Annotated in this window: 23 protein-coding genes; 12 read left to right on the forward strand and 11 right to left on the reverse strand. The window is 59.5% G+C overall.

Translation table 11 applies throughout. The features are described from left to right. The first annotated feature begins 356 nt into the window (after window positions 1–356). From CRI94_RS18030 to CRI94_RS11910, 4 genes are all read left to right on the forward strand, one after another. Entirely contained in the window at window positions 357–563 is a 207-nt protein-coding gene (locus CRI94_RS18030) for a CsbD family protein (RefSeq protein WP_098076575.1), read from the forward strand. 125 nt (window positions 564–688) lie between these two features. Then, window positions 689–832, forward strand: coding sequence for a lmo0937 family membrane protein (locus CRI94_RS18090; protein ID WP_143815391.1), 144 nt, complete (start codon window positions 689–691; stop codon window positions 830–832). Window positions 833–1105: 273 nt separating this feature from the next. Continuing rightward, window positions 1106–2275, forward strand: coding sequence for an AI-2E family transporter (locus tag CRI94_RS11905; protein WP_098076034.1), 1170 nt, complete (start codon window positions 1106–1108; stop codon window positions 2273–2275). A gap of 122 nt (window positions 2276–2397) precedes the next feature. After that, complete coding sequence (locus tag CRI94_RS11910; RefSeq protein ID WP_143815392.1) at window positions 2398–3072, forward strand: hypothetical protein; 675 nt, start codon at window positions 2398–2400, stop codon at window positions 3070–3072. A gap of 170 nt (window positions 3073–3242) precedes the next feature. Here CRI94_RS11910 and CRI94_RS11915 read toward each other — a convergent pair whose 3' ends face one another. After that, the gene (locus CRI94_RS11915; protein WP_098076038.1) at window positions 3243–4082 is read right to left on the reverse strand and encodes a DUF1206 domain-containing protein; all 840 of its coding nucleotides are present in this window, start codon (window positions 4080–4082) and stop codon (window positions 3243–3245) included. Between the two features lie 484 nt (window positions 4083–4566). On the opposite strand from CRI94_RS11915, the gene CRI94_RS11920 reads away from it, so the two are divergent. Continuing rightward, window positions 4567–5595, forward strand: coding sequence for an AI-2E family transporter (locus tag CRI94_RS11920; RefSeq protein ID WP_098076040.1), 1029 nt, complete (start codon window positions 4567–4569; stop codon window positions 5593–5595). A 147-nt stretch (window positions 5596–5742) separates the two neighbouring features. Here the strand turns inward: CRI94_RS11920 and CRI94_RS11925 are convergent, their stop codons facing one another. Beyond that, window positions 5743–6867, reverse strand: a complete 1125-nt coding sequence (locus CRI94_RS11925; protein WP_098076042.1) for a CNNM domain-containing protein — start codon at window positions 6865–6867, stop codon at window positions 5743–5745. 138 nt (window positions 6868–7005) lie between these two features. Beyond that, complete coding sequence (locus tag CRI94_RS11930) at window positions 7006–7524, reverse strand: DUF421 domain-containing protein (RefSeq protein ID WP_218919389.1); 519 nt, start codon at window positions 7522–7524, stop codon at window positions 7006–7008. 423 nt (window positions 7525–7947) lie between these two features. On the opposite strand from CRI94_RS11930, the gene CRI94_RS11935 reads away from it, so the two are divergent. Further along, window positions 7948–8730 (forward strand): hypothetical protein, encoded by a 783-nt coding sequence (locus tag CRI94_RS11935; RefSeq protein ID WP_098076046.1) that lies wholly within the window; start codon window positions 7948–7950, stop codon window positions 8728–8730. Between the two features lie 110 nt (window positions 8731–8840). Here CRI94_RS11935 and xseB read toward each other — a convergent pair whose 3' ends face one another. Further along, on the reverse strand, window positions 8841–9074 hold the full coding sequence (gene xseB / locus CRI94_RS11940; RefSeq protein WP_098076048.1) for an exodeoxyribonuclease VII small subunit: 234 nt from the start codon (window positions 9072–9074) through the stop codon (window positions 8841–8843). A 228-nt stretch (window positions 9075–9302) separates the two neighbouring features. On the opposite strand from xseB, the gene CRI94_RS11945 reads away from it, so the two are divergent. Beyond that, on the forward strand, window positions 9303–10085 hold the full coding sequence (locus CRI94_RS11945; RefSeq protein WP_098076050.1) for an SDR family NAD(P)-dependent oxidoreductase: 783 nt from the start codon (window positions 9303–9305) through the stop codon (window positions 10083–10085). Window positions 10086–10239: 154 nt separating this feature from the next. Here CRI94_RS11945 and CRI94_RS11950 read toward each other — a convergent pair whose 3' ends face one another. The 6 genes from CRI94_RS11950 to CRI94_RS11970 form a co-directional block, all read right to left on the reverse strand. Then, on the reverse strand, window positions 10240–11184 hold the full coding sequence (locus tag CRI94_RS11950; protein ID WP_098076052.1) for an L-lactate dehydrogenase: 945 nt from the start codon (window positions 11182–11184) through the stop codon (window positions 10240–10242). A gap of 137 nt (window positions 11185–11321) precedes the next feature. Further along, complete coding sequence (locus CRI94_RS11955) at window positions 11322–11735, reverse strand: hypothetical protein (RefSeq protein ID WP_098076054.1); 414 nt, start codon at window positions 11733–11735, stop codon at window positions 11322–11324. Between the two features lie 161 nt (window positions 11736–11896). Continuing rightward, a complete protein-coding gene (locus CRI94_RS11960; RefSeq protein ID WP_098076056.1) occupies window positions 11897–12859 on the reverse strand; it encodes an aspartate carbamoyltransferase catalytic subunit in 963 nt (320 codons plus the stop codon). Between the two features lie 64 nt (window positions 12860–12923). Then, window positions 12924–13520, reverse strand: coding sequence for a bifunctional pyr operon transcriptional regulator/uracil phosphoribosyltransferase PyrR (gene pyrR / locus CRI94_RS11965; RefSeq protein ID WP_098076058.1), 597 nt, complete (start codon window positions 13518–13520; stop codon window positions 12924–12926). Window positions 13521–13930: 410 nt separating this feature from the next. After that, the gene (locus tag CRI94_RS17725) at window positions 13931–14092 is read right to left on the reverse strand and encodes a hypothetical protein (RefSeq protein ID WP_179862277.1); all 162 of its coding nucleotides are present in this window, start codon (window positions 14090–14092) and stop codon (window positions 13931–13933) included. Window positions 14093–14094: 2 nt separating this feature from the next. Further along, window positions 14095–14949 (reverse strand): recombinase family protein, encoded by an 855-nt coding sequence (locus CRI94_RS11970; RefSeq protein WP_098076060.1) that lies wholly within the window; start codon window positions 14947–14949, stop codon window positions 14095–14097. Between the two features lie 664 nt (window positions 14950–15613). On the opposite strand from CRI94_RS11970, the gene CRI94_RS11975 reads away from it, so the two are divergent. From CRI94_RS11975 to CRI94_RS11990, 4 genes are all read left to right on the forward strand, one after another. Then, window positions 15614–16087 carry a hypothetical protein gene (locus CRI94_RS11975; RefSeq protein WP_098076062.1) on the forward strand — a complete coding sequence of 158 codons (474 nt, stop codon included), beginning with the start codon at window positions 15614–15616 and terminating at the stop codon, window positions 16085–16087. A gap of 85 nt (window positions 16088–16172) precedes the next feature. Then, complete coding sequence (locus tag CRI94_RS11980) at window positions 16173–17087, forward strand: transporter (protein WP_098076064.1); 915 nt, start codon at window positions 16173–16175, stop codon at window positions 17085–17087. Between the two features lie 529 nt (window positions 17088–17616). After that, window positions 17617–18144 (forward strand): outer membrane protein, encoded by a 528-nt coding sequence (locus tag CRI94_RS11985; RefSeq protein ID WP_098076066.1) that lies wholly within the window; start codon window positions 17617–17619, stop codon window positions 18142–18144. A 337-nt stretch (window positions 18145–18481) separates the two neighbouring features. Further along, the gene (locus tag CRI94_RS11990; protein ID WP_098076068.1) at window positions 18482–19594 is read left to right on the forward strand and encodes a tyrosine-type recombinase/integrase; all 1113 of its coding nucleotides are present in this window, start codon (window positions 18482–18484) and stop codon (window positions 19592–19594) included. Between the two features lie 115 nt (window positions 19595–19709). On the opposite strand, the gene CRI94_RS11995 is transcribed toward CRI94_RS11990, so the two are convergent. Continuing rightward, the gene (locus tag CRI94_RS11995; protein ID WP_098076070.1) at window positions 19710–20681 is read right to left on the reverse strand and encodes a site-specific integrase; all 972 of its coding nucleotides are present in this window, start codon (window positions 20679–20681) and stop codon (window positions 19710–19712) included. Between the two features lie 1580 nt (window positions 20682–22261). Between CRI94_RS11995 and CRI94_RS12005 the strand changes: the two genes are divergently transcribed. Next, entirely contained in the window at window positions 22262–24874 is a 2613-nt protein-coding gene (locus CRI94_RS12005) for a type I restriction-modification system subunit M (RefSeq protein ID WP_218919390.1), read from the forward strand. Window positions 24875–24882 lie beyond the last annotated feature (8 nt).

Genomic DNA, 24882 nt, shown 5'->3' on the forward strand with positions numbered 1-24882 from the left:
AGAGTCTGATGCTTGAGATGGATTTCGATTTTATGCATATCTACTGAGTTTAATACAGTACAACGTTACCTAAATCAGTCATTTGCGTTCACGCTAATGTAACAGCAGTTGTTGTGATATGAGAAACCATCTTTCGGTTTGGTCTGTGCATGTCGCGACTTGAGTACGCAACGTGTGAGTCCTCGAGAGTCAGAGGCTCACACCAGGTTGACCACATGATGTATTCGCGAGCGTTCTGCGATCTGTCGGACGACGCACAATCGATCCATTACGGGTGGATTGTCAATTTCCCGAACCGGATTGTCAATCTAAATGCTCGCGTCGATTTTACACTCAACACGCAAGAGGGAAATTTTATGGCCGGACCGAAAGAGCAGCAAGCGAAAGGAAACTGGAAGCAGCTCAAAGGCAAGATCAAAGAGGCATGGGGCGTCCTCACGGATGACGATCTGGACCGGTATGAGGGGAAACGTGACCAGTTAGAGGGTCACATCCAGGAAAAAACTGGGGAGTCGCGGGAGAAAATTCGGAAGAAGCTCGACCGGATGTCCACGCGACGCTAGCTACAGCAGGAGATGGCTGACACGGGATTCAGCCCTTCGCGTCTTGGTGGTCGAGAATGTGCCGCCGAGGCGCGACAGGGTGCTCCCGACCTTGCATTAGAGAAATCATATCGAGGACATAAACTATGATCTGGACGATCATTCTGATTCTCGTCATCCTGTGGTTATTGGGATTCTTTGGGGGCATAGGGGGCAACCTGGTCCATATTTTACTGGTCATCGCCCTGATCGTACTCATCGTTAATCTGGTTCGAGGCCGCGGGGTCTAGAGAAACCAAATCAGTGTAATCCATAGTGCGGATAGCGCCGGTTCGGCGAAGGCGTACGTTTCGTGGCCGTTGTGTGCATAGGCATATGCATAGCCTCGTTAATCGGGGAGGCAACGACCACGAACGACGTCCCGGACCGGCTAGCCGTATGTTTGTTGCCGAAGGATGCTCTGCTGGACGTACACCCGGCAGAGCATGATGGAACAGAGGTAGGGATTTGAACCATCCGGATGGTGTACAACACCGAGTAGTCAACTTGATCGGCCTTTTTGCATGACTGACCCCGAACAACCCACTGCTGAAGACGACATCACATCTCAACCGGAACCGTCTTCAGACTCGCAGGACTCACCATCATGGATGCAGCCCGATATCACGGAGCTCGGTCGGAAGCTGAAGAATTCGCTCGGCGTCGTTCAGGGAGCCGTCGTGGGGCTTTTCATCCTTGCTGCCGTTTTCGCGCTCGATGCGGCGGCGGCCTTTGTGATTCCGATCCTGGTGGCGCATCTCCTCGACCGTCTCTTATCCCCGCTTGTGCGTGGAATGGGAAAGGTGGGCATTCCCAAGCCTATGGGAGCTGCAATCGTACTGTTCGGCTTTGCCGGCATCATCGGCGGTGGGGTGTATTACCTCTCCGGGCCAGCGATGGAGTGGGTCGAGTCCGCCCCGCGCAACCTGCAGATTGCTGAGTACAAGTTGCGCGGCATGACGGACGCTCTGGAGAAGATGCAGGAGGCAGCGCAGAAAGTGGATGAAGCGACCGACATGGAGGGGGGAGAGTCCGGGCAGACCGTACGTGTTCAAGAGCAGTCGACCAGCGAACTGCTGATGAGTCAGGCTCAGACCTTTATCTCGGGGCTCCTCATTACGTTATTCCTGCTCTTCTTCCTTCTGGCAAGTGGCGACCTGTTCCTGCGAAAGCTCGTGTCGGTGCTCCCCCGGTTTCGGCATCGACGCAACGCCGTCCGAATTGTCCGCCGCACGGAGGAAAACCTGACGCACTACCTGACCACCCTCATGCTCATCAATACGGGGCTTGGTGCGGCACTCGCAGCCGCCATGTATTTGTTGGGTATGCCCAATCCGTTGCTCTGGGGGGTGCTCGGTGGGCTGTTGAACTTCATCCCGTATATCGGACCGCTCGTCAACATCGTGATCGTAACCATCGTCGCGCTCGTGAGCTTCGAGTCCGTCACGTATGCCCTATTGCCCGGGGTCGTTTACCTGATTATCAACGGGATCGAGGGAAGTGTTGTCACACCGGCGCTGATGGGTTGGCGATTACGCCTGAACCCAATCGTCATCTTCATCGGGCTGACATTCTGGACGTGGATATGGGGGATTACCGGTGGCCTATTGGCCGTTCCTTTGCTGGCAACCATCAAGATTATTTGTGACAGCATCACCGTACTCCGGCCCGTGGCCGTGCTTATGGGGCGATAGTGCCGGGGGGGCACTCGACCGAAGCACGCAACTGTACGGCGTCCACGTGCCCTGCCGGCATCGTTGTTCTGATCCGCCATCACTCTTCATCACCAAGAGCAAGGTATCTTATGTATCTCCACATGCTCAGAACGCTGTACGATCAGTCCGCTCGTGGACTGCCTCTCCTCGGTCGGCCGGCAGACGAGGCCCGGTATCTCCGGCCCATCATGAATCACGACGAGGCAGCCCGACACATCATTCGGCGCGCCGTGACGGTGAGTGGAACGACCGGGTTCGTCATGGGACTGCCCGGCTATCTCACCATGCCCATCACGGTCCCGTCAAATGTCGGAGGCGTGCTGCTCATTCAGCTGCACATGTGCGCAACTCTGGCGGCGCTCCAAGACCATGATCCGCATACGGACACCGTGCGCGAAGCGTCCATTCGGTGCGTCCTCGCTACGCGCGATGACATTGAGGTCGACCGCGCAGATCGAGGACCGGGGTCATCCACCACGTCAAGAACGGAGCACGACCCCGATACGGGCGATGAAGAGGTTATTGGGCTCATTGACCGGTTTACGACAAAGCTGGGTGAGCGTGGCATCCGGTTTCTCGGTGAGCAGGCGTTCCGACTGGGGAGCTATGCTGCCCGGCGGGCGAACCACGCGTCGCGCAGTCTACCCTTACTTGGCGGAGCCATTGGCGCCATCAGCGATGGCATGGAGACCCGGGCTGTGGGGGATCGAGCCCAACGCACATTTAGCGAGCTCCCGTCCCTCTCCGGTGGAGACCCGCGTGGGCCCGCAGCGTGATCTCCAGGGTTGAATAGGGAACGGGAGACATCAGAGCATGATGCTGCGTCTGATCAATAGAGATAGTTTGACCATAACGAGAGGCGGAGATACATGCGTGATCTCCGCCTCCGGCTATTTTAGGTGTCTGTGCCCTTCGATCGAACGTGTGGATCGCCCTGGTTGAGATGTTAGCCTGCCGGCTCGGCGAACCGGCGATATCGGACGTAAGAGAAGCAGTAGATAGCGTAGGCAATCAGGCCAAGAGCTACAAAGCCCAGCAGCCACGGACCATAGGGTTGCCGGGCGACGACCTCCAATGCCCCGCCGAGGCCTTTGGTCTCGCTTGGATCGGCCTGTAGCGCGGCTTGAACGAGAAAGATGCCGATGATCACGAAGACGATGCCTCGCGCCGTCAGACCCCACTGACCGATGCGTTTCGCCCACATCCGCGTATCCGCGTCCATGTCGCCGACGCTGTAGTTCTTCATAAAAGTGGCGTTGGCCGCACGGTAGAAGTGATACAGCCCGACGCCGACGACGATACAACCGATGATGCCGATGATCCATAGACCGTACGGCTGACTCATCAGTTCGGCGGTCACAGCCTTCTTGGAGGAGCCGCCCCCTCCGCCGGAGCCAATCAGGAGCTGTGCCGCGTAAAGCCCGAGTGCCAGGTTCGCAAACCCACTGACCGCAAAGCCCGACCGCTTGATGACGCCTTCAGTATCTGTGCCCTCATGCTTTGGATCCATCGTCGCAAGGATGAGGCGCCAGGTGGCATAGCAGGCCAGCCCAAGGGCGACAAGCGCGAGTCCGACCTGGCCGAGCGGCGCCGACCCGATTTCCCGAATTGCTTCGCGTGTACCGGTTGCCGATCCGCCTGCGCCGAATGCAAGCTGTGCCGTCAGCGTGCCAATCACAGCATAGACCACCCCCTTTGCCATATACCCTGCCCGGCCAAGGGTGTCCGTCCACCCGCTAGATGTCTGCGTACCCGCTGTTTGGTACTGTTTTTTCCTGACGCTCATTTTTGGGTCCCCCTGTGCTGGTCGTGTAGCCGCGTGAGACTCATACAGGCGACCCCTTCAGATGTGTGGCGCAAACCCCGGTAGTCGTGGGGGACACACTTGCTTATTACATGTACAACGGCCCTTCACCGAACACGCGACGTACGTTTGTTCGTGCTTCCAGTGTCGGAGTAAACCGTATTTTTCGGGAGCCGTCGTTACGCGAGTAGTGACGTGTCCGGGCTCTAGTTACCGGACCGTTTTGATTTCAAACCGGAATGTATCCGTATGTCATCGACAAACGGATCTCGTACGTCCCGTGCATTTGGAGCAGCCGCGCCGGGAAGGCTGAAATGACCTACGCTCTAATGAACGGGTCCGGTAGGTAGGTTTCCGGGTTTCGTATCGTCCGACACAACTTGCGCAAAATCAGGGCGGCGTCGGTTCGGCACGCCCTGCGGTGTCATGCTCCTTGCCACCCGACTGCAAATAGAAGTCAGATCGAATGGATACGCACCTGCACCCTTACACGCGCCGGGTACTGATCGCCGCGGCTATCCTTCTGGCCCTCGTCATTTCCGTCCTTCTGCTGCGGCAGATCGCGTCGGTGCTTTTGCTCTTTTTCGCTGGCATCCTGGCGGGTGTATTTCTCGACGGTCTCACAAGCAAGCTGCACGACTATTCTGGGATTCCGCGGGCGTGGTGCCTTGGGATTGTGGTTACGCTTCTCCTGGGCTTCTTCGTCGCCTCTGTGTGGTACGCCGGGCCGCGAATTGACGGACAGATTGATCAACTCGGAGAGCGGATTCCAGCGGCGCTCGATCGCCTTCGCTCGAGTATCGAGCAGTACGAATGGAGCCGACGATTGCTGTCGGGTTCGCCGAATTCCGGACAAGCGATGTCGTTCGTCGCCGGAGGCGTCAGCAGCATTGTCGGCGGGCTCACAAGCGTTATGGTCGCCTTGATTATTGGATTGTACTCGGCCGTCAATCCAGATGTGTATATCAAGGGCGGCATCCGCCTTCTTCCGAAGGCGCGTCGCGAGCGTGGACGAGCGGTTGTTCATTCTCTCGGCCAGGCGCTACGGTGGTGGCTCGTCGGACGGATTGCCTCGATGGGCGTTGTCGGTGTCCTTACCGCCATCGGCCTGTGGATCGCGGGGATTCCTCTGGCGATTGTACTGGGACTGATCGCCGCGCTGCTCTCGTTTGTCCCTTACATCGGGCCCATCTTGTCAGTCATCCCAGCGGGGCTCGTTGCGTTTGCGGAAAGCCCGACCAAAGTGGTTTATGTCGTCATCCTCTTCGCGGCGGTCCAGTTTCTTGAGAGCTACGTCATCACCCCGCTGATTCAGGAACGAGCGGTTTCCCTGCCGCCTGCCGTCCTGATCGGCTTCCAGGTGCTCATGGGAATTGTGGCGGGAGCGCTGGGAGTGTTTATGGCCACGCCCCTGGCTGTCGCCGTGATCGTGCTCGTGCAGATGCTGTACATCGAAGATGTGCTCGGCGAACCGGTACGCACACTGGGCGAATAACAGGGCCCGAGCAACGTGCGATTCTTGATAAATAGCCCTCTAGGCATTCGCCGACCGTCGAGCCAACGGTTCTGAAATGGCCCTTGCAGGTATGGAACGTGCCTTCTGGTCGAATCATCTGCCGACCCGAGATTCAGATCGCGATGATTATTCGGGGTGGGTCTGCATCCATTGATCGACTTGGGCTTCATCGTCGAGCGGATCTTTCACTTCTCCGGCAATCGACTCGAAGGCATCGGTAATCGTGATGAGACCGACGATTTTGTCATCGTCTTCCACGAGAGCCAACTCCTGATTCCGCTCCTGCAGATAGTCAATTAACCGGCTGATGCTAGCAGTCGCCGGCACGATGACTGCTTCAGCCGCAAGGTCTTCGAGGCTCACGTCGCCATCGCGCAATGCATTCCAGTCGCGAAGGAGCGATGCGGCGTAGATCGTGCCAATGACGTTGTCGAACGAGCCGTCAATCATCGGATAGCGGCTGTGGACGTTATCGGCTGCAATCGTCAGGTTCTCATCGAGGGTTTTATCCGTCGACAGAGAAACAACATCCTCGCGTGGGATCATGATTTCGCTGATGGGGCGCTCCCCGATCGTCAGCGTATTCATGATCTCCTGCCGCCGGTCCACCGGAATATCCTGAGAGCGCATGAGTGCAGCCATCTTTCGCTTTAATTCCGTCCGGCTCCCAACCTGAGTAGAATCCCCGTCCACGCCCTCTACCTCCTGCTCCGCTTCCGTCCAAGATCGACTGATTTCGACGCCGAAGAGACCCAGCGTCTTTTTCGCAAGCCCATCGCCGAAGAGAATGAACGGGTACGTAATTGTCGTCCACCAGTAGTGGAGCCAGGATGTGTATTTCGCGATCAGCTTCGGCTTTTCGACACCAAGATACGTCGGGGCCTGCTCGCCCCAGATTTTATGGATCAGATTGATGATGACGACGGCGACGACGACGGAAACGATCGATGTGGTCTCGCTTCCCAGATTGAAGACCGCCACGATGGGTTCGAGAATGGCGGTAACCGCTGGTTCGGCCACAATGCCGAGGAGGATGCTCGTTGTCGTAATCCCGAGCTGGCAGCCGGTGAGGTAGATCTCAAGTTGCTGTGTCATCGACCACGCGCGCTCAAGGCCCGCGTGTCCGGTGAATTCGTCCTGATCAAATTGGGGAACGCGCGTTAATGCAAACTCCGTAGCGACGAAGAACGCATTTGCGAGCGTCAGCAACACGCCGGCAATGAGGCGAATAGTGAGCTCGGCAGCAGGCATGAAGAGGGTGGTCTGTAAAACAAAAGGCGAAAGGGGCACGAGAACGGTGCCCGAAGAGGTGCTCCGACGACGCTGTGCATCTAACACGTACGACTCAACGCGTGGAGCTGCGCCGAAATATCGAGGCGTTGGTTCAGCTTACCCGAGAGGCGTCGAATCTAGATACGCATCCTTGTCACGAATGCCGTGGAGAATATCGGAGTCGATCGGAGGGGCCTCGGGATCGGCGTGAAGGACGGACACGTCCCCGGTCGACTCCACGACGACGGCGCGCACCTGATCCATACGGGTTACGTTCGCCTCGCGAAGTTTTGCGTACAGGTCGTCCTTTGTCATCTGGACGCTCTTCATGTTCTCTGTTAGAATGTCCGGGCCAATCATGACGAGCACAGGGGCGTTGTCGACGGCCTCGACGACGAGGGAGGAACGAATGCGCAATTGCGACACGCCATACTGAATAAGAAAGAGTGCCGCGAGTGCGACGACAGCCTGTGCGAGAGGCGGCTCTTTCGCGAGAACGGTGCTGGCGAGAAGCGAGCCGAACGCGACCGTGACCGCGAAGTCGAAGCTCGACATTTTCGAAAAGCTCCGCAGGCCGGCCAGCCGGGTGAAGGCAATCAACACGACGTAAATCCCGACGGCCTTGATCAGGACCATGAGGGAAGCACTAAGATTCGTCGTAAGCCACGACCAATCCATAATAGATTTCGGATCCGGATGCCAGGATTCCAGCAGGCGAGCGAGGCGGTGGACAAAACAGGCGTTTCGGGCAAACACCTCTAACCAACATGGTGGCTACTTCACGCATCCAATGGCAAACAGAGCAGGGGCCCGTTACGAAAACACTCCAGATATGACAAACTCCTGCACAGAGCCAGCATATCGTGTGGCGAGCCGGTGGTACGGAGTCGTTCGGCCGAGTTGACATTCCAACGCTTCGGGCGAGGACGTTCTCCGGCGTGTAACGATCGTTTGGTGGCGGCGGCGTAGGAAAGGAATCCGCCCACGAAAAGGGACCCCCTTCCGTCATACGCTCGTGTGACCTACCGAATCGACTCCACGTCATGACGGCACCCTGTGATGCGCGAACAAACGAAAATAGACTGCCGAGTCTTAGAGAAATGGAGCCCTCGTATTCTGGCGAAGGCCGTCGTTGGTATCGCAGTCCTTGGCACGCTGCTACTCGTCTTCGGTTGCGGGAGCGACGCTCCATCGCCGGAGTCTGATGCTCCGGTAGATTCCGTGACCCAGGCCGAGAGGCCGAAACCCGGTACCGATCAGGCAAGCGGAGACACGTCTGCTACAGTTTCTGATCCGTATACCGTTCGCGACACGCTTTCGTATGAGACGATGCTCGCTCGCGAAAAGGCGGCGGTTTTGTACCGGGGCGATGAAGTTGTCGACACCATCGATGCGGCGTTTGGAGTCCAGTCGATCGGAACTGATTCCGTCATCTACCTTCCGGTGAAGAAGGGGGCACGCGGGCCACAAGACACGTGGCGCGGTCGACAGATCTATGTGCTTCGCACTGGAGGGGGAGCGACGACGCCCATCGAGCAGTCCGTTCCATGCTTCGATGCCAACTTTTCCTCGCCGGCGGTTCTGGATAGGGCGTTCTACTACTGGGGACTTTGCACGGCGCGGGGGAAGACCGAGGTGTATGCGATGCGCTACCGGTTCGATGCATCTGCGCCCGTCGACTCCACGCATCTACAGACCGGTCTAACGGCCACGGATAATCGCTTCCTCCTCAAGCCACCGTCCATGGAGGACAACTTGCTTCGTTTTCAGGGGGACGGACGGGTGTGGATGCTGGAGGCCCGAGAGATGAGAGTTAAGTCGTCGTCCTCCTTACAAAAATAAGGTGCCGGAACGCCCCGTTCGTGGCGTGAAATAACGCGTGGCCGATGATATGCAGGTCGCTTCCGTCGAGCGCTGGCTATCCGAGCGATTAAGGCCCGTTGGGCGGAGAATCATGGGTCGAGATCCAATTCCGCGATGCGCTGCTCTGCCTTGTCCAGGCGCTCAAGACAGGATTTTGCGAGAGCGACCCCCTCTTCGTATGCAGCGAGCGATTCATCGAGGGCGGGCGGATCATCTTCCAGCGTCTCGACGATGGACTCAAGACGTTCGAGCGCAGCTTCGAAAGAGAGTTCGTCGACATCGTCGACGTTGGGGGCGCTAGCCGCCGATGGGGACTCGGACATGTCGGTGACAGGGAAGATAGTTGAAACGTGAGGTTGTTAGATTGCACGTTAGCGCTCAGTTTGTCAACCTTTCGCCAGCAAACGTCATCGTGCGTGCCATCAACGCGTCAAAGTTTGCACGAAAAGGACGCTGTATGATGGAAAAAGTCGAGCGTAACCAATCCTTTGAACCGTGTTGTAGGTTATTGTACGCCTCTGTCGATTTCTCGAATGTAAGCTAGCGAACATATGGATCTCGGATTGACCGACAACGTCGCCATCGTAACCGGTGCCAGCCGTGGCATTGGCAAAGGTATCGCTCACGCCCTCGCCCGGGAAGGCTGCTCGATTGCTATTTGCGCACGAGGGGCGGACGACTTAAATGCTGCAGCGGACGACATTCGGGACCAAACCGGGGCCGATGTCCTGGCCATTCCGATGGACGTCACCGATCCCGATGAAGCCGATCGGCTCGTCGAGGAAACGGCCGACCGCTTCGGCGCCATTCACCATTACGTCGGCAACGTCGGCGGAAACCGGCGCGGGACGTTCGCTGAGCTGTCTGACGAGGACTGGAAGGATCTCATCGACCTCAACTTGATGTCGCACGTCCGTGTCGCCCGGGCGGCGGTCCCGCACATGCGTGAGGCAGAAGAGGCCGGGTCGATCACGTTCATTTCGTCTATCTTCGGTCGCGAGCTTGGTGGCGCCGGACTCTCGCTCTACAACACGACGAAATCTGCGCTGATCAGTCTCGGCAAGGTCATGGCGCAGGAACTGACGCCCGATGGCATCCGCGTCAATACGGTCGCTCCAGGGTCAATCCGCTTCGAGGGCGGGAGTTGGGATCGCCGCGTGAAGGAGCAGCCGGAGAAGATGAAAGAGTTTATCGCAGAGAACCTGCCGATTGGGCGGTTTGGGCGCGTCGAGGAGGTGGCCGATACGGTTGCGTTCCTCGCCTCTGAGCGGGCAAGCCTGATCACGGGAGCCTGCATCAACGTGGACGGTGGACAGTCGCACTCGCTGATCTAGTCTAGACGCCACGTGCGCCGATTGCCGTTAGCTGTACGAGACGACATGCTTCCAACGTAAAACGCGCTCCCTGTCGCCACGTGGCGGGGAGCGCGTTTCGTATTGGCGAGTGTGGATCGATCGGCAGTGTGTGCACGACTCGATCACAATCCGTTCAAATCTCCAGACCCTCGCGACTTTCTCGGAGCGCATCCGCAGAGGCTCGGAGAGCGGCTTCTTCCTTCGAGGTGAGCTGCGGACTCACGTGTTCAGCGACACCTTCGATGCCCACGACACAGGGCGTGCTGAGTGCGACGTCGTGAATGCCGTAGGCGCCATTCGGGCGCACGCTTACGGGCATCACGGCACGCTGGTCCTCGAGGATTGCTCGGAGGATGCGAGCGATGACGACACCGATGGCGGAGTCCGTGTAGCCCTTCCGTCGGATGATCTCGTACGCGGCATTGCGCGCCTCATCGAAGAGGGCGTCCATGGTTGCCTGGTCCCACGGGCGGCCGAGAACCGTTTCATTCTGAATGGCCTGTCCGCCGATCATGGCATTGCTCCAGATGGGTACCTCGGAGTCGCCGTGTTCGCCGAGGATGTATGCGTGCACCGACTTCGGATCGACGCCGTAGTGATTGCCAAGCAATGCGCGGAAGCGGGCGGTGTCCAGCAGGGTCCCCGTTCCGATGATCCGCTCCTGCGGGCGAGCGCTCAACTCCTGCGAGATGTACGTAAGCACATCTACGGGGTTGGTCGCAATAAGCAGAATCGCGTTGGGCGCGTGCTTATCGACTTCACTGATGATCTGCCGGAAGATGTCGGAATTTCGTTTGAGAAGTTCGAGCCGGGACTCATCTGGGGATGCCTGGTTGGCGCCGGCGGCGATAATGATCACCTGCGCATCGGAGAGGGCGTCGTAGTCAACGGCCCGACAGGTGACTCGACCGACGAGCAGTTGCCCGTGCATGAGGTCCATCGCTTCGCCTTCCGCCTTCTCCTGGTTGGCATCGACGAGGAGCAGTTCGCTCGCAAGGTTCTGGTTGTAAATCGCGTAGGCGGCCGCGGTACCGACCTGGCCCGTGCCTACGATTCCCACGGTACGTCGTTGGATCATCGTCGAGAGATGGCTAATGGAAGGGTCGAGTTCACCGTTGCATGATCTGACACGGTGCAGCAAACACCCGGTTCAGCCCGAAACCGGTTCCACTACGGAGATTTAACTGATGCCCGAAACGAGATGGAGGGCAGGGCTCAATGGGACGATGACTGTGGCTGATGGTCGTCGGGCAACGCAACGTCGAGCCATTCGAGAGCATCATCGAGCTGGCGGAATACTCGCTGCTTCCTCCGTGGGGTGTGCGTCTGGAGGAGAAGGAGCCTTGAAATGGAGTGCACCGGCTCATGCGGGGCGACGAATGCGGCACGACCGTCCCCCAGGCGGTCACGGAGCGAGTGCACGGCCTCAACCATATCCGGGACATCTGCCGGTGAAACGACGAGTTCATCTACGAAGCGAAGGTCCCAGAGCGCTTTCATGCCGGGTTCCCAGTCTTCGTCGAGGTACAGACTGCGCGCAGCCTTTACGAATGCGGAGGCGTCGACTCGATTCGTCAGCGCAGCGGCTCCGAGGCTTCGCGTTGGGTCGATGACGTAGGAGAAGGACATAAGGCATCCCCGCGCGGCGGCGCACTCGGCGGTCGAGAAACAGGAGAAATGATGCTGCAGGAAATATATGTGATAGAGCGTACTGGAAGATCCCGCTGCGTCAGCAGGAGGAAGAAAATCACATCGGTCGGACACTTCCGGGGAAGCGTAACACGAAACGATTATTCTGCAGCGTCTGTCTGGCGCCCGGGAGCCAGCAGATACAGTACGGCCATGCGCACGGCGACCCCATTCGTGACCTGACTCAAAATGATGGCCCGCTCGTGATCGACGACATCATGCGCAAGCTCGACGCCGCGGTTTACGGGGCCCGGATGCATCACGAGGAGGTCGGGATGGGCCTCCATATGCTCGGTCGTGATTCCAAAGCGGTCGTGGTATTCACGCAGGCTCGGGAAAAGCCCTTCGTCCTGCCGCTCGAGCTGGATGCGCAGCGCCATAACGATGTCGGAACGGTCGAGCGCCTCATCGAGATGGTGGGTCACATGAACGCCCAGATGTTCGATTTGCGGAGGGATCATCGTGCGGGGGCCGCAGAGAGTGACCTCGGCTCCGAGTGTCCGCAGTGCCTGGATGTTCGAGCGGGCGACACGACTATGGGTAATGTCGCCAATGATCGAGACGTGGAGGCCGTCGAAGGTATCGATGTGCTCGGACATCGTTAGCACATCGAGGAGAGCCTGTGTCGGATGTGCGTGGGCACCGTCACCCGCGTTCACGAGCACAGCATCGGTGACGCGGGACAGGTAATGTGGGGCGCCGGGCGAACTGTGCCGGATGACCACCATGTCGCACTTCATCGCGAGAATGTTCTCCGCGGTATCGCGCAGGGTTTCACCCTTTTTGACCGATGATCCCGACTTAGAGAAACTGATGGTCTCGGCGGAAAGACGTCCGGCGGCCAGTCCGAAGGAAAGCTTCGTTCGTGTCGACGGCTCGAAGAACATATTGGCTACCGTCGTGCCCTGTAGAGTCGGCACCTTCTTGATGGGGCGATCGAGAACCGAGCGGAATTCCCGCGCCGTGTCGAGGATCAGACGAATGTCGCCGGCACTGTAGTCCGACAGATCGAGCAAATGGCGATGGGGAAGGGACGACGGCGTGTCCTGAGCATCGGAAGCCATGAGCGGGGGAGTCGGGCGAGCGGAAGTTGAAGCAGGCAGGGAAGGAGTCGACCGGACGAATGGGTCAGTCCGTCTCGGTGGATTGACCACGGGGATGCGGGGTTTCGACGAGCCAGACGCCCTCGCGGTCATCAATTTCGCGTAGGCGGACGCGGACCTCCTCGCCGGGCAGGGTGGGGACGCGTCGACCCACGATGTCGGACGCGATCGGGAGCTCTCGGTGACCGCGATCGACAATCACAAGGAAGCGCACAGAAGCGGGACGGCCGAGGTCCATCAGGGCGTCAAGCGCCGACCGGGCGGTTCGGCCCGTGTAGGCGACATCGTCAACGAGCACCACGTGACGGCCCGTGAGGTCGACTGGAATACGGGTCTCTCGGATCTGGGGCTGATTCAGACGGAGTCGCACATCGTCCCGATACATCGTGACGTCGAGAACGCCGACGGGCAGGTCGATGTCTTCCTGCGTTCGGATACGATCCGCGAGCCGGCGAGCCAGGTAGACGCCGCGGGTTTGCATCCCGACCAGCGCGAACGCATCTCCGGCCTCCTCGACGTCGGGGTCGGTCAGCTCGATAATCTGTTGCGCCATCCGGTCGAGCGTTCGGCCGAGATCACGCTCGGTCATGAGCTGAGCTTTAATGCGATCGTCCGGTTCCATCGTCTGGATCGACAGGGAAAGGAGGAGGGGCCATCGGGCAACGTGTCCACGCTGTTACAGTAAACAAAACGATGGCAAGGATGGAAAACGAATGTCGGAAGGAGCTTTGATTTCCTGCCGGTTCCCCGTTGGGGGACGGTAGCGGAAGCCTCGATATTTATCCAGCGAGGCAACCGGGTTTTGTGTCTTCAGGGTGAGTTATAGGCATCGACTCAGGTTCTATCGGGATGTGGAAAGGAAACCCCATCGGTCATGCCCGACCCGCTCGGTTTGAAACGGAGCCGACGCCGTCGTCTACACCATTCCGGGCGAGATGCGCACGTGGCGTCTTCCATATGACTGACTTCATCTCGTGACGCGCATGTCGCGCAATGCATCCGTTTTGTTCGTTTTGCTGTGAGACGCGTTATTTAGAGACGAGGGTTTTGCTCGTCTTCGCTCTGCTTTGAAACGGCGAGGTGCTCGCGGTTGACCTGCGTGTCCAGACGTTCGACCTTTTCGGATGGCACGAGCAGATCGTCGCAATGTCCGTAGCGACGACCGGCGGCGGGCGGGCTTTCGAGAATGGTCATGCCTAGTCTCGTGGGGATGCGACGATTTGCAGGTGGGGTAGATCCTGCGTGACCGTCTGCCCGTCCAGCGAGTAGGTCCGGTAGCCGAAGTAGGTCTCGTTCGACAGCACGTACTTCACGGTTGAGGCGTACCACGTGCCGCCCCGGGGAGAGAGAATTTCGTCGTCGTTGAGTTCGCTGGCAATGGCGCGGAGGGAGCGTCCGTCCCGTCGTAGGTCGAAGATCCGCCGGACAACCCGCGCCTCGTCCGGGTCGATGCGGAGCGTCCGGTCCTCCGCATCCGAGCCGCTGGACTCAATGCGGCGATACCCATACGGGATGCGCCCCCCGGCATATGCCCCCGACTCCGCGAGTTCGCGCTGGCGCTGCCGGGACCGGATCTGCGCCTCATGATCGGAGGGAGGTGGCGCCGGGTCTTCGAAGGAGCGTAGCATGTCGATCACCGACGCTCCACGTGGCGCGTCGGTGTCGATGTGTTCGGTCACGGAAATTAGCGGAACGGACTGCGGCGTGAGGTACGTATCGAAGAGGTGTACGAGTTGAGCACGGACGCTTGCGAGCCGATTCATGCGATAGACGAGCAGGTGGGTGATCTCCCCCTTGTTGACCGCCGTGATGAGTCGGCGGAGTCCGATTCGGTCGAGGTCTGCTCCCTGGGTATCTTCATCGGTGAACCAGGTCAACTCGCCCAATCCTTCGGCGTCGGCGTACCGCTGGAGGACGCGCCGCTGGGTGTCGAGGTCGGCGCCGGCAACATCCAGAGCGTCTCGGTCGGGGGCGGTGCGGAGGTAGCCGGCCGGGCCCGCCGTCTCGGTTCGGCGGGGGGCTGTACGGATGCCGAAGGGATCGTCGGACATGAGGCGATTGCTGAATTGTGTTGGAACGGGGCGTATCTGTACAGTGGCAAAAAGGGGAAGTTGCAGCCCGTTTCGCCTCAATATGGACCGTGATCCGGTGCTTTTCCTCCCTGAATTACGTCACCGTTACGTTTGGCGTTTGGAGAAGTGCGGCAATCCTGCTATGTTGTAATCAGTTGATCAAATCAAAAAAGTGCAGCGCTCGCCACGTCTGGCGGGCTTTTTTTATGTCCGAGCACGTGTTTGGCGGATGGGCCGGAAGCCGACACCGGTGAAGCTAGAGCCGATCTTCGGGAAGTTAGTGCGCCTGGAGGACACAGTCCGCCAAAAAGGTCAGAACGGTACGTCCGTGCACGTCTGCGCGGAGTCCGTTCGTTGTCGCAGCGATAACGTTCGTTTCTGCGAAGAGCCCTACGCCGACGGCCCGTCCCACGCCACGTCTTGGGATTCGTCGCCTCGGTATCCTCGAAGGCCGTATGTCGATCGAATCCGGAGATTCATCCGGTTCCCCCGACGGCTGTCCGGAAAACTCCTACCGAGGACTGCAACAAGCGTGGACGCTTGATGTCTGCGGATGAGGAATGGCTCTGCGTCATTGTGCCGTATTGTCCGGTTGGGTCGCGATGCGACTCCTTCACTCGATACCCGACATACGGACAGTTCTATGATTTCGATCGCCCGCACATTCACGGTCGCTCTGCTACTCGCAGGAATTCTGTCGTACCCGGCGTTCGGCCAGGTCGATGATCCCGGTCGCGCTATGCAGCACCAAATGCAGCAGATGCGGGACATGCAGTCCCACATGGATAAGTTGATGACGCGGACGCAGGAGATGTCGCGCATGATGGAGCAGCACATGCAGCAAGCTGAGGACCAGCAGCGTCGCGAGCAGTTGCAGCACATGCATCAGATGGGGCAGAACCTCGGGGAAATGGCCGGTCAGCTGAAGACGGCTGCCGAGCGTGCGCAAACGATGAATCAGAACCGCGATATGCTGCGTCAGCAGAACGCCGAAGCAGAGATGGAGCAACTGCAGACGCGGCTCCATCGTCTGAGCGAAGACCTAACTGCAGCCGTGGAGTCGGTGGAGGCCATGTCGAAGAAGCTTGGCGTGACGACAGCAGCGAGCACGGACTAACCCTCACACAACGTGCCGCTGGATGTCGTAACCGTTCGAGGTGCGAGATCCAGCGGCCTTCGTTTTATCCTTTCTCCAATTCGTTATGCGCGTATTCCCGTTTCAGCCAGTTGGGCGCGTATCCAGACATTGCCTGCTCGCTCTCGTCGCCATCACGTGGATGGGCGTTTATGCTTATCCGGCGGATGCCCAGCAGTGGACGTACAACACCTCCCTCCGGTATTCCACTGGTACCTACATCTTTTCCGAGCGGACGCACACGCTTGCATTTACACACGGCCTCGGCATTCGCGGAGATCGATATGATCTATCGTTTTCGATTCCTCTTCTCTACCAGTCGTCGCCGTGGATCTCGTACACGCCGATCGGGGGCGTTCCGTCCGGCGGTCCCCAGCAGGACGTGGTTCGGCAGCGGCGTGGACGACATGCTTCTACCGAGGGGCAGAGTAAGCAGTCGGGGTCCCGGTCGCGGGACACGGTCATTCTCCAGGACACCGTCAGCTACCAGGATGTGGGTATCGGCGACCCCTCCGTGTCCGCTTCTTTCGCTCTCATCACGAGCAAAGACCAGCGGCCGAGCATCCGGCTCACAGCATCGGCGAAGGCGCCCGTAGCTGACGAAGATTCCGGATTCGGCACGGGCGCATGGGACGGCGCACTCGGACTGCGGCTCACCCAGCGGGTGGAGACGTGGTTCCTCTTCGCGGACGTAGCGTACTGGTGGCTCGGCGATCTGGACGGGCTCGAACTGAACGACTCAATCGCGTACAGCGCATCGATCGGACGCGCGTTTCTCGATGGCCAGCTCGGCGCGTTGATCAGCGTAGCTGGCTACGAGGCTGAGATCATCGACAATGTAGAACCGCCCGTTCAAGTCGGCGCCGGACTGTCCTATTTTCTGGACAATGGGTCCTACGGAATCAACACCTCGTTCTACGTCGGCATCAGCGAGTCCGTCCCCGGCTTTTCCACGTCCATCGGCGGCTTCGTGAGGTTCTAAACCTGGATACACGACCAGAGAAACCGATCGACACCGATGGTGGATTGCTGGCCCTGTGCCGAGTGCACCGTCAAATGTAGTTCAAGTAGTGGTTGGAGGTGCTGTTTGGCGGATGGATTCGAAGCCACACGAGCGAAACAAGAGCCGAAGGTCATGCTCCTGGTAGGGCCGAAGGTCGCCCTTTGGCACTGAGGCAATAAACCAGTGAGCGAAGACCGCGGAGCGCTCCAGCGAGCTATGTAGTCGGGCCGGACCGCAGGGAGTTGATTCTGTGGGGAGCTACGTGGCGAGCGACGTCATTTCGCGTGGGGCTGACCCCGGTGCTCCTACCATCACGCGCGCAACAACTTTGTAAGACGCTCTCTATCGCTGAATCCGTGCGTCCTTCTCCCTGTAAAGCTCGTCCGGGTCCCTGGAGGGAGGACCGTGAATCGCAACCACACCGCGGGAACAGTAGTCCGTGGGATGGCGCCGGTGTTTTCACTTCAGATGTGGCCTTTCGTCTGATTCTTGTAACCTGCCTGAGGCCATGCAAAAACAACGACTGCAAGCCGTCTCGACGATTGCTATCCTTCTTCTGATGCTGCTGACCGCACCGTCGGCCCAGGGGCAGGCCATCGTCAAGGTTGGGCCGCGCATGACGGTCGAATTTGGGGATATCTCCGACGCCCCCGGTGACAGCTGGGCCCTCGGAGGGGACGCTCGTATCCGACACGAAGAGTATTCTATCCAGGCGAACGGCGCGATCGACTATTATTCCATCAACGACGACCTTAGCGTTCTCACCCTCGATGTGAACGCCGTGTTCGTCTTCATTACCGAAGATCAAGCCTTGATGCCGTATGTAGGTCTTGGCCTCGGCGTGGCTCGCGTTTCATCGAGCGGGGAGGTCGGAGAATCCTACTTCGGGGGAGATCGCACAGAGGCCGGGTTGAACATTGTCGGGGGGGCCGAACTCGACCTCGGTTTGCTCAGGCCGTTTGCACAGGCGCAATTCACCAACGGCAACGAGATTGACCGATTTGGAATGAGCGTGGGACTGCTCGTTGCCTTTTGACGGACGCGAGTGAGTCGTGGGCACGGCGAACCGGCTGTCCGCGCTTCAACGTTTCGGCGTGCGACAAACAAAAAACCGCCCCACTCCACCATGAGCAGGACGGCTTAATTGCCCGCTGGTATTCAGCGGACAGTGGCGTGGGAGGGATTTGAACCCTCGACCTCCGGGTTATGAATCCGACGGATCCCTTTTCTTGTACCGTGGCTAAGTTGCTAATTCGGTTGGAGTTACAGAACGGAGGCCTCGAGGTCGCCGCCCCAAATTGTACACAGTCTGTACCCAAACGAGCTGTTCGCTTCCCTCTTGAAGGCATTTCCTCACGATTTGCCTTCCAGTCATGGCTTCCATTATCAAGCGCTCCGATCATTACTACGCACAGTTCTTCGATACATCCAAGACGCCGAAGCGACACCGCTTTTCCCTGAAGACAAGAGATGCTCACGAGGCGCGGCGCCGCATGGTGCGCCTCGAGGACGCCTATCTGCGAGGCGCGTTCGATCCGTGGACGGACGACCCCTGGACGTTCGACCAGCCGGTGTATGACCTACTACGGCTTCCCGAAGCAGAGCAGGCGTTCCTTTCAGAGAAGGAAGCGGCGGGGCGGCGCCCGAACACGCTTCGGACCTACCGGGAGGTGCTTTCCCTCTTTCGAGCTCAGGTCGACGGAAACCCTCGAGTCGATGACATACCCGAAGACGCCCTCCAACGGTTTGTCTGGCGGTCGGACTTATCCCGGGCGACGCAGCATAAGCGGTACGGGCACCTACGCACCTTCTTCCGTTGGTGCGTTGCGGGCAGGCATGCTCGACGCAACCCCCTGGAGGCCGTAGAAGCCCCCAGGCGGCCCCAGAAGCTTCCAAAAGCGGTCCGGGTAAACGACCTGGATCGCATCTGCGCGGCTGTTTGGAAGGACTACAGGGCGAAGCTAGAGCGCGGTCACGTTCGCGACGGCGAGCTGATCTGGCGGGTGCCGCTGTTTCGGTTTGCCTTCTACACCGGAATGCGCGCATCTGAGCTCGCCCGGCTCCGCTGGCGCGACCTTGATCGAGAGCGGGAGTTGATTGTCATTCGAAGGCAAAAAAACGGCCGCGAACAAACCATCCCGTTGACCTCGAGGGCGGCTTGCCAATTGCAGGAAGTCCGCGCGGGGGACCCGGAGGACTTCGTCTTTCGAAGCCCGACCTTTGACAGGAGGAAAAGAAGCACGCGCAGCTTCCGCGAGCGTGCCTCCAAGGCGTTTCGTGAGGCGAGGCGAAGGGCGGGGATCGAGCGAAAGCTCAACTTGCACTCGCTCCGCCACGGCTTCTGCACGCGCTTGGCCGAAGCGGGCAAGAGTGCTGTGGTCATCAAAGAGGCCGCCCGTCACGCAGATATCAGCACCTCCATGCGATACGTCCATATGGCAAACGACACGCTGAAGCGAGAACTAGCGGATGCCTTCGATGACTAACGCGTCTCTTCCTGTTCTATCGAGCCGAGAGGGGCGCGAGCTTGTTTGGGTCTCTCACGAAGCAAAAAAAGATCCCCCAGCCAGAGGGCTGAGGGATCATCGACTCACGAAAGGTTTAGCTGTCGGCCGCGCCAGGAGATGGGTCGGGCGGAGTGTCCAACCAACCGAAGGGCCGGTTCGTGCGAGGGGCCGTTCCCGGCTGCAACGGGAGAAACGGGAGGACCTTCGTGATGTCGCCGTGGCCGAGCCACCCAGCGATGGGATACAGTAGGTGTCCCGTCTGCACGAGGCTTGCGATAAACGTCTGTTGGCAGATGTCGAATCGAATGGATTCGGGAAGCCCCGCTTTGTGCCGTGCGGCGTCGAAGCCCTGGAGGAGACGGGTGGGACGAAGTGGCCGGTTGTCCGGCCCGACGAGCACGAATTGCGATTCGACATCCGCGCCGATCGCGTGCAGCGTGTCCCACGTCGCACGGAAGATGGGGATGAAATGAGTTGGTCCCTCAGGCGAGGCCGCGAGGCCAGCTGGGACGATCGACCCGAGCGGATGGTGGATCATCCGCAATCGGAGCTGACACAGCTCTTTGGGGCCGAGGCCCGTCGTGATGGCAAGACGGACGGCCCAGTGCAGCCATTCGTGGCGGTAGCGCGTCGGGTCGAACACATCCCCGCGCGTGAGGTGCGGGCGGAGCCGCTGCCACATGGCAGGCGAGAGGGAAGGCGGGGCGGCCCGGTCGCCGTGGGGGCCAAGGGCATCCTGGATATCGATCTCAAGAGCCGAGGCGTGGTAGGCGTAGCCGCGGCTGGCGGCCCATCGAACAAGCTCCTGGAGGACGACAAGGCGTCGCTCAATCGTCTCGGTCGATGGCTCGTCGCGCGTTGCCATTTCGAGGACGAGCGGTCGGGACATCTGGTCGAGCGAGGCAGAGCCGTAGCGGGCTTTAAGTGGCGTCAGCACGCTCTTGTAGTAGCTAAGCGTGGCGGTGGAGGCAAAGGTGGAGAGTTCGGGCTGCATTCGTAGAATGGCCTCCCGAACAGAGATCGGCGTCCCTTCTTCAACGAAGGGAAAGCGAGGACGGTACGTCATGGGTAGACAGTTGGCGATGGTCGGTTTTCGGATCGGTCCGTCGCTCGGAGGGAGAGCGAAGGCAACCGAGGGGGAGGGGGGCGCTTCGCGTTTCAACGAAGTCGCCCCCCTACCCACCATCGCAACCGGGGGGACGGTCTCTTGAGGTAGGCGGCCGTGCCAATCGAGAGCAAAAAATCACCCGATCCCGCGCAGTTTTAGTTAAGAAATGAGGGTGGGGAGGGGGCTGTAACCGACGGATGTTACGTATTGAACCTGCTCTCGACGCTCGGCAATACGAAATGACCGATCACCCTATACTTATGCGAATTCAGCCTGACGCGGGCATTTTTTCGGGGTTTCTGGGCGCTTGAGGCGGATCTGAGGCTCGGCTGCCGGGTTCGTAGTGACCGAGAGCAGGGTATGCCCCTGCGAAGATCGACGTTGTCCCCCTCCCTTACGCCCCACGATCCTGTAGCCCCCCCTTTACCTAGTCTTCGGGTTGCTACAGACGCACAAGGCTACATGCGGCCTCACCGTGGGATTCGTTATCGATACCGCCGAACAGGGAGCGGGTACTGAGAGAACGAGCGGCCCGGAAATGGGTGCGCGTAGTGGGGTCTTCGATCGACCTCGGACTCTGGCTGGTCATCGCCTCTCCACCGTGAAGCGAGAACCTGCTCCTTCGCCGCTTGCGGCGTCGAAGATGCGGCGCGCGTTCCACCGTAGACGCGCGCAAACATGATGAGGCGCAAACAAGATCAAGAAGTTGCGGATCAAGAAATCGCGCCTCGGTTGTTGGCAGTACGCGTCTGAGTGGGCTGGGATTGGACGGTACCTTAAGACTAGGGGTTGGTGTATCCGGAGGGAGTCAGTTAAGCAGGTCAAGTACACCCAGATCCGATTTTTTGCGTGCACTCTGGGATCGTCGCGTCAAGGCCCGAACGTTGCCTCGATGGACGCCCGAAGATGCTGTTGTATTTGTCTTCTGCAGGAAGCTAGGCGGTTCGACGATCGCGATGTGCACGAGCCGATGAGCAGGGATTACGCGCGCGTAAAGGAAGCGCGCGGTAGACAGTTTGTTGGTTCGCGAACGGACGCGGCGCTTCGCTTGAAAAGCAGCCTCGAGGCCGCCCCGGGAGGCAAAAAGAGTGAACGATGCTAGGGGAGAAAAAGACCACCTATGCGGCGACCCGCTGAGTAAAGCGCGGGTGACGTTCCGAAGTTATCCGAGTGGCTGGTGTAGTGCCCGATGGAATTGTAGCGCCAAATAGAATGATTGCGACAGTTCGTTGATCGCGTTACGACCGTTCATCGCTTGGGCGCTATGAAACGGAATTGCTTGGTCGGTCACGTCAACGAGCAATCGTCTGTCGGCTGCCGATGTACTCCCTGTCTAGCGCAGTGTGGGCAGGCGGAGTTGATTGAAAAGCGGGGTATATGATTGCATGAGTTTATAGGCATGGGGATGACCGCCAAATACGTCGTTTTCACTTAGGTCGAGTTGGGATCGGGGCTTAGGTTTTGTATCATCCACATGCGGCTGTCCACATCGCGGCAGCCCTCGAGGTCACCTCTGCCATTATTAGTTTCGACAACTCTTGAGCGATATTCTCACGCTGCCGCAACTCGAGCGGCATCTCTACGCTGCTGCCGACATCCTCCGGGGAAAGATGGACGCCTCGGAGTTCAAGGAGTACATCTTCGGGATGCTTTTTCTGAAGCGTGCCTCCGACGTGTTCGAAGCGCGCTACGAGGAGATATTCAACCGATGGATTGAAAAGGGGAAAAGCCCAGCCGAGGCTCGAAAACGGGCCGAGCACGATGCCCGGTACGGGAAGACGCTCTTCGTGCCCAAGGGAGCGCGGTGGCGCTACATCGACGCGTACGGGGACCGGGAGGACGTCTCCGTCATCACGGAAGGCGACGACGAATATACCGCGTTCGTGCAGGAGTTTACCGAGGACGTCGGAAACCATCTAAACATGGCGCTCGGCGGCCTCGAGCGCGCCAACGCCGCGGAACTCGAGGGTGTGCTGGGGCACATCGACTTCAACCGGAAGGTGGGCAAGACCCGCCTCTCCGACCAGAAGCTGCGGGACCTGATCTCGCACTTCAACAAGTACCGCCTGCGCAACGAAGACTTCGAGTTTCCCGACCTGCTCGGTGCGGCGTACGAGTACCTGATCAAGCAATTCGCGGATACGGCCGGGAAGAAGGGCGGCGAGTTCTACACGCCTCGAGAGGTGGTTCGCCTTCTCGTGCGCTTGGCTGAACCGGAAGCGGGGCAGCGCATCTACGATCCGTGCGTCGGGTCAGGGGGCATCCTCGTTCAGGCCCGAGACTACGTGGTGGAGCACGACCAGGACGCGGGCGACCTCGGCCTCTACGGTCAGGATGAAAACGGGGGCGTCTGGGCGATTTGCAAGATGAACCTGCTTCTGCACGGCATCCGGGGGGCCGACATCCGAAACGAAGACACCCTCTCGAACCCGCAGCACCTCGAGGGCGGGGAGCTGATGCGCTTTGACCGGGTCATCACCAATCCGCCCTTCAGCCAGAAATACTCGAAGACGAACCTCTCGCACGAGGAGCGCTTCCGTTACGGCTACACGTCGGCCCGCTCGAAGCGGGCGGACCTCATGTTCGTCCAGCACATGATCTCCTCCCTCCGCGTGGGCGGCAAGGTCTGCACGGTCATGCCCCACGGCGTTCTCTTTCGAAGCCGCAAAGAGCAGGGCATTCGCCAGGGGATGATCGAGGACGACCTCCTGGAAGCCGTCATCGGGCTCCCGGGCAATCTGTTCTACAACACGGGCATCCCGGCCGCGATCTTGATCTTCCGCCACAAGGGAGACAAACCGGCTGAGCGCAAAGGGAAAGTACTCTTTATCAACGCCGACCGGGAGTACGAGGAAGGGCGTGCGCAGAACCATCTTCGCGCCGAGCACATCGAGAAGATCGTCTCGACCTATCGGACCTTTGAGGACGTGGACGGCTACGCGAAGGTCGTTCCGGTAGAGGACCTCGAGAACAACGACTGGAACCTCAACATCCGCCGCTACGCGGACAACGCCCCGCCTCCCGAGCCGCAGGACGTGCGGGCGCACCTCTACGGGGGCATCCCGGCGTCGGAGGTAGAGGCCAAGCAGGACCTGTTTGAGGCCCACGGTCTCGACCTCTCGAGCGTGCTCACGCATGCGTCCACCGGGAACGGCCACGGCGACTACTACGCGTTCCGAGACGCCCTCGAGACCAAGGCGGATATCAAGAAGGCCATCGAGGCCGACGACGCGCTACAGGCCCAGGAGGAGGCCCTACGGGACGCGTTTCGCTCCTGGTGGGACGATCACCGAGCCCGGGTCACGGCGCTCGCCGACGGGGCCGACGTGATGAAAGTGAGGGCCGACTTTCTCGACTCGTTCGAGGCGGCGCTCCGCCCGGTCGGGCTCCTGGATGAGTTCAAGGTGTCGGGGGTGATCGCGGAGTGGTGGGATGCGCTGCAGAACGACTTCCGGACGCTGTCGGCCCAGGGCTTCTCCGGGCTAATCGACTCGTGGGTGACCTCGATTCAGGATGCCGCGGCTCGGACTGATAAGGACGCGCCCGATCCGTTCGACCACCGTTGCATCCCGCAGCTCCTGGCGGACTATATCGCTGAAATCGAGGGGGCAGAGGAGGCTCTTTCAGAAGCGCAGGGGAGAAAGGATGCGTTCGAGAGCGGGGACCCGCCCGGTGACGACCCGGTGGATGACGACTGGGCCGATGAGGACGCAGTTCGATACGACAAATTTCTCGGTGAGCACATCACCGACCTTGAGGCCGAGATGAAAGAGAACCCATCACGGGCTGCCGACTTGCAGGCTGCCATTAAGCACTGCAAGAAGCAGCAGGCGCAGTACAAGGCGATCAAAGCCGAGATCAAAGAGGCCAAGAAGACGGTCAAGCAACTCCGCGGGGAGCTGCTGGAGCGCCTCGAGGCGGCTCGCAAGGCGCTGGATACGGAGGCCGAGCAGGTCCTGGTCCTCACTGTGGCCCGCACCGTACTGGCAGACGAACTTTCCAGCTACGTCGACGTCCACCGGCAGCGCGTGGTGGCTGCGTTCGAGACGTGGTGGGACAAGTATCGGACGACGATGCAGGACATCAAGGCGCGACGCGAGCAGACGACGGCGAAGCTGGATGGTTACCTCGATGCGATGGGGTATGCATAATCTGCCGA

The organism is Longibacter salinarum (assembly GCF_002554795.1).
Classification (GTDB): domain Bacteria; phylum Bacteroidota; class Rhodothermia; order Rhodothermales; family Salinibacteraceae; genus Longibacter; species Longibacter salinarum.

Bases quoted from the DNA above. Each gene is read 5' to 3' on its own strand.
- CRI94_RS18030 (WP_098076575.1), top strand. From the start codon at position 357: ATGGCCGGACCGAAAGAGCAGCAAGCGAAAGGAAACTGGAAGCAGCTC.
- CRI94_RS18090 (WP_143815391.1), top strand. From the start codon at position 689: ATGATCTGGACGATCATTCTGATTCTCGTCATCCTGTGGTTATTGGGA.
- CRI94_RS11905 (WP_098076034.1), top strand. From the start codon at position 1,106: ATGACTGACCCCGAACAACCCACTGCTGAAGACGACATCACATCTCAA.
- CRI94_RS11910 (WP_143815392.1), top strand. From the start codon at position 2,398: ATGCTCAGAACGCTGTACGATCAGTCCGCTCGTGGACTGCCTCTCCTC.
- CRI94_RS11915 (WP_098076038.1), bottom strand. From the start codon at position 4,082: ATGAGCGTCAGGAAAAAACAGTACCAAACAGCGGGTACGCAGACATCT.
- CRI94_RS11920 (WP_098076040.1), top strand. From the start codon at position 4,567: ATGGATACGCACCTGCACCCTTACACGCGCCGGGTACTGATCGCCGCG.
- CRI94_RS11925 (WP_098076042.1), bottom strand. From the start codon at position 6,867: ATGCCTGCTGCCGAGCTCACTATTCGCCTCATTGCCGGCGTGTTGCTG.
- CRI94_RS11930 (WP_218919389.1), bottom strand. From the start codon at position 7,524: ATGGTCCTGATCAAGGCCGTCGGGATTTACGTCGTGTTGATTGCCTTC.
- CRI94_RS11935 (WP_098076046.1), top strand. From the start codon at position 7,948: ATGCGCGAACAAACGAAAATAGACTGCCGAGTCTTAGAGAAATGGAGC.
- xseB (WP_098076048.1), bottom strand. From the start codon at position 9,074: ATGTCCGAGTCCCCATCGGCGGCTAGCGCCCCCAACGTCGACGATGTC.
- CRI94_RS11945 (WP_098076050.1), top strand. From the start codon at position 9,303: ATGGATCTCGGATTGACCGACAACGTCGCCATCGTAACCGGTGCCAGC.
- CRI94_RS11950 (WP_098076052.1), bottom strand. From the start codon at position 11,184: ATGATCCAACGACGTACCGTGGGAATCGTAGGCACGGGCCAGGTCGGT.
- CRI94_RS11955 (WP_098076054.1), bottom strand. From the start codon at position 11,735: ATGTCCTTCTCCTACGTCATCGACCCAACGCGAAGCCTCGGAGCCGCT.
- CRI94_RS11960 (WP_098076056.1), bottom strand. From the start codon at position 12,859: ATGGCTTCCGATGCTCAGGACACGCCGTCGTCCCTTCCCCATCGCCAT.
- pyrR (WP_098076058.1), bottom strand. From the start codon at position 13,520: ATGGAACCGGACGATCGCATTAAAGCTCAGCTCATGACCGAGCGTGAT.
- CRI94_RS17725 (WP_179862277.1), bottom strand. From the start codon at position 14,092: ATGACCATTCTCGAAAGCCCGCCCGCCGCCGGTCGTCGCTACGGACAT.
- CRI94_RS11970 (WP_098076060.1), bottom strand. From the start codon at position 14,949: ATGTCCGACGATCCCTTCGGCATCCGTACAGCCCCCCGCCGAACCGAG.
- CRI94_RS11975 (WP_098076062.1), top strand. From the start codon at position 15,614: ATGATTTCGATCGCCCGCACATTCACGGTCGCTCTGCTACTCGCAGGA.
- CRI94_RS11980 (WP_098076064.1), top strand. From the start codon at position 16,173: ATGCGCGTATTCCCGTTTCAGCCAGTTGGGCGCGTATCCAGACATTGC.
- CRI94_RS11985 (WP_098076066.1), top strand. From the start codon at position 17,617: ATGCAAAAACAACGACTGCAAGCCGTCTCGACGATTGCTATCCTTCTT.
- CRI94_RS11990 (WP_098076068.1), top strand. From the start codon at position 18,482: ATGGCTTCCATTATCAAGCGCTCCGATCATTACTACGCACAGTTCTTC.
- CRI94_RS11995 (WP_098076070.1), bottom strand. From the start codon at position 20,681: ATGACGTACCGTCCTCGCTTTCCCTTCGTTGAAGAAGGGACGCCGATC.